Annotated in this window: 7 protein-coding genes; 2 read left to right on the top strand and 5 right to left on the bottom strand. The window is 69.2% G+C overall.

Going from position 1 to position 5,590, the window contains the following annotated elements; translation table 11 throughout:
* The 4 genes from P409_RS25070 to P409_RS25055 form a co-directional block, all read right to left on the bottom strand.
* Positions 1–1,042, bottom strand: a 1,042-nt coding sequence (locus P409_RS25070; RefSeq protein WP_034844930.1) for a thymidine phosphorylase, incomplete at its 3' end; no start/stop codon positions are given.
* Between the two features lie 124 nt (positions 1,043–1,166).
* Complete coding sequence (locus tag P409_RS25065) at positions 1,167–1,583, bottom strand: cytidine deaminase (protein ID WP_034844928.1); 417 nt, start codon at positions 1,581–1,583, stop codon at positions 1,167–1,169.
* A 4-nt stretch (positions 1,584–1,587) separates the two neighbouring features.
* Positions 1,588–2,556: an ABC transporter permease gene (locus P409_RS25060; RefSeq protein WP_034844926.1), complete on the bottom strand. Its 969-nt coding sequence runs from the start codon at positions 2,554–2,556 to the stop codon at positions 1,588–1,590.
* Positions 2,553–3,731 carry an ABC transporter permease gene (locus P409_RS25055; RefSeq protein ID WP_034844925.1) on the bottom strand — a complete coding sequence of 393 codons (1,179 nt, stop codon included), beginning with the start codon at positions 3,729–3,731 and terminating at the stop codon, positions 2,553–2,555. Before P409_RS25055 ends, P409_RS25060 begins: the two co-directional genes overlap by 4 nt.
* A 32-nt stretch (positions 3,732–3,763) precedes the next feature.
* On the opposite strand from P409_RS25055, the gene P409_RS25050 reads away from it, so the two are divergent.
* The gene (locus P409_RS25050) at positions 3,764–4,081 is read left to right on the top strand and encodes a BrnT family toxin (RefSeq protein WP_238578769.1); all 318 of its coding nucleotides are present in this window, start codon (positions 3,764–3,766) and stop codon (positions 4,079–4,081) included.
* A complete protein-coding gene (locus tag P409_RS25045; RefSeq protein WP_202964802.1) occupies positions 4,074–4,496 on the top strand; it encodes a helix-turn-helix domain-containing protein in 423 nt (140 codons plus the stop codon). The genes P409_RS25050 and P409_RS25045 overlap by 8 nt, the downstream gene beginning before the upstream one ends.
* Position 4,497: 1 nt before the next feature.
* Here P409_RS25045 and P409_RS25040 read toward each other — a convergent pair.
* Positions 4,498–5,590, bottom strand: a 1,093-nt coding sequence (locus tag P409_RS25040; protein ID WP_034844922.1) for an ABC transporter ATP-binding protein, incomplete at its 5' end; no start/stop codon positions are given.

Raw genomic sequence — 5,590 nt, 5'->3', positions numbered from 1 at the left:
GCTCCGCCGCGATCGGGCGGATCACCGGCGCCGCCGGCAGGTGGTTGTCCGCCTTCTCCAGGATGTCGGCCGGGCCGCCCAGGTCGCGCACCATGCGGGCGAAGCGCTCCGCCGCCGCGCCGCTGGCCAGGGCATGCTCGACCTTGATCCGGCCGGCTTCGGCATCGGCGGCCAGGCCGCCGATCACCAGCAGCTCGGCGGTCAGCCGGGCCGTGACCTCCCACAACCGCTCGTCCTTCGGCCCGCCGGTCAGCAGGTCGATCGATTCCCGTACCTCGACCGCGTTGCCGGTGGTACGGCCCAGCGGCTGGTTCATGTCGGTCAGCAGCGCCACGGTCGGCAGGCCGCCGCCATTCGCCACGTCGACGATCGACCGGGCCAGGGCGCGGGCGTCGTCGATGTCGCTCATGAAGGCGCCGGTGCCGAACTTGACGTCCATCACCAGCCCGCCCAGCCCGGCCGCCATCTTCTTCGACAGGATCGAGGCGGTGATCAGGTCGATCGACTCGACCGTGCCGGTGGTGTCGCGGATGGCGTAGATGCGGCGGTCGGCCGGGGCGATGTCGCGGGTGGCGCCGACCACGGCGCAGCCGGCCGAGCGCACCACCCGGTCCAGCACATCGGTCTCCGGCTGGCTGACATAGCCCGGGATCGCATCCATCTTGTCCAGCGTGCCGCCGGTGTGGCCCAGGCCGCGGCCGGAGATCATCGGCACGAAGCCGCCGCAGGCGGCGATGATCGGCGCCAGGATCAGGCTGGTCTTGTCGCCGATGCCGCCGGTGGAATGCTTGTCCAGCACCGGGCCGGGCAGGTCGGCGGCCGACCAGTCCAGCACCCGGCCGGACCGGGCCATGGCGCGGGTGAAAGCCACCCGCTCCGGCATGGTCATGCCGCGGAAGAAGACGGCCATGGCGAAGGCGGCGATCTGGGCGTCGGTGACGCTGGCGTCGACGGCGCCGCGCACCATCGCCTCGATCTCGGCGACGTCCAGCACGGCCCCGTCGCGCTTGCGGCGGATGATCTCCTGCGGCAGCAGCGCCATCTCAGCAGCGCTCGGCCGACGCGGCGACGAACTCGGACATGGCGACCCTCGGGCGAATCCGTTTGGACACGGTTGGTTCTTACTAGGACGGGACGAGGGCGGATGCCAGAGCCGTTCTGGCGGGTCAGTCCCGCAGGTTCTCCGGCCCGAAGGAATGCGGCAGCAGCGCGTCCAGCGTCGTGGTCAGGCGCAGCCCCTCCGGCCCGCAGACATGGATCTTCGTGTCCCCCCGCGCGAACTCCCGGATGCGCTGGCGGCAGCCGCCGCAGGGCGTGCACAGCAGCGTGTCGCCGGCCTCGCCGCCGATCACCACGATCTCCTCGATCGCCTTGCCGCCGGCCGCGACCATGACGCCGATCGCCGTCGCCTCGGCGCATTGACTCTGCGGATAGGCGGCGTTCTCGACATTGCAGCCGGCATGGATGGTGCCGTCCGGCGTGCGGATCGCGGCGCCGACCGGGAAGTGCGAATAGGGCACATGGGCATGCGCCCGGGCGGCGCTGGCGGCCTGGAACAGCGCCTCGAAAGCCTTGTCCACCATGAGCTTAGCGTTCCTTGACGTAGGGCACGCCGCTGGCCTTCGGCGCCGTCGCCCGGCCGATGAAGCCGGCCAGCAGGACCACCGTCAGGATATAGGGCAGCGCCTGGATCAGCTGGACCGGCACCTCGCCGAAGCCGGGGATGACGGTGCCCTGCAGCCGCGCCTCCAGCGCGTCCAGCAGGCCGAACAGCAGGCAGGTCAGCATCACCGGCCAGGGCTTCCACTTGGCGAAGATCAGCGCGGCCAGCGCCAGATAGCCCTTGCCGGCGGTCATGTCGCGGCCGAAGGAGGCGTTCTGCGCCACCGACAGATAGGTGCCGGCCAGGCCGCACAGGATGCCGGTCAGGATCATCGCCTGGTAGCGCAGCGCCGCCACCGAGATGCCGGCGGTGTCGACGGCCGCGGGGTTCTCGCCCACCGCGCGCAGGCGCAGGCCGAAGCGGGTGCGGTAGACGATCCAGGACACCAGCGGCACCGCCAGGAAGGCGGCATAGACCAGCACCGAATGGCCGGAGATCAGCTCCGACCAGATCGGCCCGACCACCGGCACCTCGCGCAGCGTGTCGGCCAGCGGCAGCACGATCTGCTGGAACCGGGCGTCACCCTCCAGCGGCGGGGTCTGGCCGCCGCGCTGGTACCAGGCGATGCCGAGCGTGACCGTCAGGCCCGAGGCCAGGATGTTGATGGCGAGGCCGGAGACCACCTGGTTGCCGCGATGGGTGATCGAGGCATAGCCGTGCAGCAGCGCCAGCACCACCGACACCACCACGCCCATGCCCAGCCCGGCCCAGGCCGAGCCGGTGCCGGCGGCCATGGCGGCGGAGGCGAAGGCGGCGGCCAGCATCTTGCCCTCGAGCCCGATATCGACCAGCCCGGCGCGCTCGGCGAACAGCCCGGCCAGCGCCGCCAGCACCAGCGGCGTCGAGGTGCGGATGGTGGCGTCGAGCAGGGCGATGACGTCGAGCAGGGTCATGACGTCGTCCCCTTCGCTGGCTGCAGCGCCGACTCGCGGCGTCGGAACAGCGCCTCGATCCGCGGCCGGAACAGGTTCTCCAGCGCGCCGGCGAACAGGATCACCAGCCCCTGGATCACCACCACCATGTCGCGGGTGATCTCCGGCATGTCGAAGTTCAGCTCGGCCCCGCCCTGGTACAGGGCGCCGAACAGCAGGGCCGCGAAGACAATGCCGAAGGGATGGTTGCGGCCCATCAGCGACACGGCGATGCCGACGAAGCCGGCGCCGGCCACGAAGTTCAGCAGGATGCGCCGCTGCACGCCCATGATCTCGTTCAGCGCAATGAAGCCGGACAGGGCGCCGGAGATGCACATCGCCAGGATGATGATGCCGGCGACCGAGATGCCGCCATAGACCGCCGCCCGCGGGTTCAGCCCCACCGTCCGCAGGGCGTAGCCCCAGCGGGTGCGCCAGACGAAGATCCAGACGAAGACGCAGCAGGCCAGCGCCCACAGGAAGGACAGGTTCAGCGGCAGCCGGCGCATCTTGACGCCGAACCAGGACAGCACTTCGGTGATGGTCGGCAGCACGGTGTTGGCGGCGAAGGCGCGGCTCTCCGGCGACTGCTGGCCCGGCGCGATCAGCACATGGACCATCAGATAGACCATCAGCGACGAGGCGATGAAGTTGAACATGATCGTCGTGATGACGATGTGGCTGCCCCGCTTCGCCTGCAGATAGGCCGGGATGAAGGCCCAGGCGGCGCCGAACAGCGCGGCCGCGATGATCGCCAGCGGCAGCACCAGGATGAAGGGCAGGAAGTCGAGATACAGGCAGACGAGGCCGACCCCGAGCCCGGCGACATAGGCCTGGCCCTCGGCGCCGATGTTGAACAGCCCGGCATGGAAGGCCACCGCCACGGCCAGCCCGGCGAAGATGAAGTTGGTGGTGTAGTAGAGGGTGTAGCTCCAGTTCGGGAAGCTGCCGAAGGCGCCCTTCAGCAGCAGCTCCGCCGCATGCACGGGGGTGTAGAGATAGTCCGCCCCGCTCATCGTGCCGGCGGAATACTGGCCCCAGTAGATCAGCAGCACCACCAGCCCGGCGGCGACGAAGGCCAGCACCAGGTTGACCAGCGGGATCAGCCCGATCGACACCCAGCGCGGCACGTCGGCCGGACGGCCGAAGGCGCTCATTCCCTGCCTCGTATGGCACGGGTGAAGCCCGAATGAGCGATATGCAGGCCAGATTGTTGAAGATACGCCAATGGCGTACTATCTGTGCAATGCAGATCGAGTTCGACCCGGGCAAGGACGCCATCAACGTCAAGAAGCATGGCGTATCGCTGGTGCGAGCGGTGTCCTTGTTCGCAAATCTTACTGCGGATCGGATCGATCTCCGTCGTGACTATGCCGAGCAGCGGCGCATCGCCTACGGCTATGTCGACGGGAGGCTCTTCGTCTGCGTCTACACCGCGCGTGACGGAAGGCATCGCATCATTTCGCTTCGCAAGGCCAACAGTCGGGAGATCAAGCGCTATGGCTGACATAGTCCGCAGCAAGCCCGATGGATCCTTTGTCCTAGTCCACGACGACGGCAGCGAGACCCCGTACACGCCAGCGCCGACCGACTGGGCGGCGATAGATGCCATGACGGATGAGGATATCGCCGCCCGCATCGCTGCAGACCCGGATGCCGCTCCCGATCTCACGTTGCCCCAGGTCCGGCGGGTTTTCATGATTTCGCACCGCGTCGCCGCGCCCGGGTTCCGGATCAAAGCATTGCGGCGGTCTTTGGGACTGTCCCAATCCGAGTTCGCGAGACGATACGGCCTACCTTTGGCGACTGTGAGGAACTGGGAACAGCGCCGACGCGTACCGGACGAAGCCGGCATGGCCTTGCTGAAAGTGATCGCCGCCGATCCGGAAGGGACGCGTCGGCTGCTGGAGGCGACCGGGTAGCTCATTCCGCCGCCTCCTGCTGGACGCCGGCCATCATCAGGCCCAGCGACTGCTCGCTGGCGCCGTCGGCCGCGACCTCGCCGACGATCATGCCGTCGAACATCACCAGGATGCGGTCGGCCAGCGAGCGGATCTCGTCCAGCTCGACCGACACCAGCAGGATCGCCTTGCCGCTGTCGCGCAGCGCCACCAGGCGGCGATGGATCGCCTCGATCGCGCCGATGTCGACGCCGCGGGTCGGCTGGCCGACCAGCAGCACCTTCGGGTCGCGCTCGACCTCGCGGCCGACGATGATCTTCTGCTGGTTGCCGCCGGAGAAGTTGGCGGCCTTGAGATGCGGGTTCGGCGGCCGGACGTCGTAGTCCTGCATCAGCCGCTCGCAATGCGCCACCACCTTGCGGCCGTCGGTCATCACCGCGCCGTTATAGGCGGGATCGGCATGGTGGCCGAGGATCGAGCATTCGGCGGCGCTGAAGGCGGTGACCAGCCCCTCGCGGTGGCGGTCCTCCGGCACATGGCCGACGCCCAGCCGGCGCAGCGTCCCGGCATCGACCTGGGGCAGGGACGACAGGGCCGTGCCGCCGACGGCGATGTCGCCCTTGGCCGGCCGGACCATGCCGGCCAGTGCCGCCAGCAGCTCCGACTGGCCGTTGCCGGACACGCCGGCGATGCCGACGATCTCGCCGGCCCGGAGCGCGAAGGACACGTCCTTGACCCGGCGCACGCCCTGGCCGTCGACGACGTCGAGGTCGCGCACCTCCATCAGCGTCTCGCCCGGCTTCGCCGGGGTCTTGTCGACGCGCAGCAGCACCTTGCGGCCGACCATCAGCTCGGCCAGATGCTCGCGGCTGGTCTCCTTTGTCGCGACATTGGCGACGACGCGGCCCTGCCGCATCACCGTCACCGCGTCGGTGATCGCCATGATCTCGCGCAGCTTGTGGGTGATCAGGATCACCGTCTTGCCCTGCGCCCGCAGCGCCGCGAGGATGCGGAACAGGTGGTCGGCCTCCTGCGGCGTCAGCACGCCGGTCGGCTCGTCCAGGATCAGGATGTCGGCGCCGCGATACAGCGCCTTCAGGATCTCGACCCGCTGC

Origin of the sequence: Inquilinus limosus MP06, assembly GCF_000767795.1 — a bacterium.
Classification (GTDB): domain Bacteria; phylum Pseudomonadota; class Alphaproteobacteria; order DSM-16000; family Inquilinaceae; genus Inquilinus; species Inquilinus limosus_E.
Note: the sequence above shows the minus strand (reverse complement) of the source record. Positions and strands in the feature narration are given on the sequence as shown.

What these genes read in the sequence shown, in the direction of transcription:
- P409_RS25045 (WP_202964802.1), top strand. Translation starts at nt 4,074, where the DNA reads ATGGCTGACATAGTCCGCAGCAAGCCCGATGGATCCTTTGTCCTAGTC.
- P409_RS25050 (WP_238578769.1), top strand. Translation starts at nt 3,764, where the DNA reads ATGAGCGATATGCAGGCCAGATTGTTGAAGATACGCCAATGGCGTACT.
- P409_RS25060 (WP_034844926.1), bottom strand. Translation starts at nt 2,556, where the DNA reads ATGACCCTGCTCGACGTCATCGCCCTGCTCGACGCCACCATCCGCACC.
- P409_RS25055 (WP_034844925.1), bottom strand. Translation starts at nt 3,731, where the DNA reads ATGAGCGCCTTCGGCCGTCCGGCCGACGTGCCGCGCTGGGTGTCGATC.
- P409_RS25065 (WP_034844928.1), bottom strand. Translation starts at nt 1,583, where the DNA reads ATGGTGGACAAGGCTTTCGAGGCGCTGTTCCAGGCCGCCAGCGCCGCC.